This window comes from Nostoc sp. CCY 9925 (assembly GCF_963920935.1).
Lineage (GTDB): Bacteria > Cyanobacteriota > Cyanobacteriia > Cyanobacteriales > Nostocaceae > Nostoc.
The window spans coordinates 1-849 of record NZ_CAWUDO010000295.1 but is presented as its reverse complement, the minus strand read 5'-3'; the positions used below and the strand labels follow the sequence as shown (position 1 = coordinate 849).

2 protein-coding genes are annotated in these 849 nt (G+C 41.7%); both read right to left on the bottom strand.

What is annotated here, in order from left to right; all coding sequences use genetic code 11:
- Position 1: 1 nt before the first annotated feature.
- Entirely contained in the window at positions 2-718 is a 717-nt protein-coding gene (locus ACM0OY_RS40505) for an IS630 family transposase (RefSeq protein WP_414574318.1), read from the bottom strand.
- Positions 601-849 (bottom strand): helix-turn-helix domain-containing protein (locus ACM0OY_RS40500; protein ID WP_414574317.1); only part of this gene is annotated, 249 nt, incomplete at its 5' end. The genes ACM0OY_RS40500 and ACM0OY_RS40505, both read right to left, overlap by 118 nt.

The window sequence follows — 849 nt, the reverse complement described above, 5'->3', positions numbered from 1 at the left end:
ATTAACCAGGAAAATCGGAGTTGAATTTTACACGTCGTGTACTGTAATTACCTTTTTCTGCTCGAGCTTGAACACCATTAATTACGGCGTAAGCAAGGTCTAACTCATCATCAAATATTTGCCCAGATAATTCATTTTTCTTGATATGTTGCCATTCCAATTCAATTGGATTCATTTCGGAGCAATACTTTGGTAGAAAAAATATGTATAAACCTTGAATCTCCCATTTTTTCCACAGTTGTTGAACTTCTCGGCATCGATGTATTGGCCCGTTATCCTGCACAATCACCCTTATACGTCCTGTTTGTTGTGCATCAGTCGCTTCCTGTTCCATCATTTTTATGTAAGATTTACGGTTAACACCACCGATAACTAAACCGTAAACAAAACTGATTATTGGTTGAAGAAACCCGATGATGCTTAACCTACGACCACGACGTTTTGTTTGTTCCAAACGTTTTTGCTCGCCCCTGAAGTAATAGGTGTAACCCGGCTCACTCCATACACAAAACCCTGATTCATCCAGATATTTCAGGTCGATTTCGCCACAAGCAGCTGCCAATTCCAACATATCTAGGTCTACTTGCTTGTTTGCTCGTGCTATCGGGTCTTGTTTTCCTTTATGGCTTTTTCTGGCTCGCTTCCAATCGACCCCCTTTTTTTGAGTACCCGTCTTAGCCTGTCGGGACTCATCTGTACGTTGCGTTCTCTTTTTAATTTCAGAGCTAACTGCGGACTGTTGTATGTGCGTGGCTCAGTTCTTAGGCATTCTTCTAAAAATATGATGTCCGAGTCTTTCCATTTTGGTTTTCCCCCTCGACCGGGTGATTCCCAAAGGCTTTCTAAACC